Here is a 298-nt window from a genome sequence, read left to right on the forward strand (position 1 = left end):
GATGATGATGGAATGTACGCTATAACTAGAAATAAAGGAACGGAAAGGTCTATATTAGGTCTTTCAGGTGATACTCTATATTTTAGTTCGGCATCTGGTGATGGCTATCTTTTAAATCGTAATTTTTCTCTCCAAGATGCTTTTGATGAACATTATCACAAGATTAAGTATAATCAACGAAAAGTCCAAAAAGAAATTAGAGAAACTGTTCAACCTGTGATTGATGCTCAATCAAAACCATTAATCAATCTTCAGTGGTTGTTTAATTTAATTTATCAAAGTAGGTTTAATTAGAGAA

1 pseudogene is annotated in these 298 nt (G+C 31.2%); it reads left to right on the top strand.

From position 1 onward, the window contains the following. Positions 1 to 294 (top strand): annotated as a pseudogene (locus tag HMPREF2607_RS01290) (hypothetical protein); the annotation flags it as partial. Between the last annotated feature and the right edge of the window lie 4 nt (positions 295 to 298).

It is taken from the genome of Streptococcus sp. HMSC078H03, from assembly GCF_001808655.1.
Taxonomy (GTDB): domain Bacteria; phylum Bacillota; class Bacilli; order Lactobacillales; family Streptococcaceae; genus Streptococcus; species Streptococcus salivarius_G.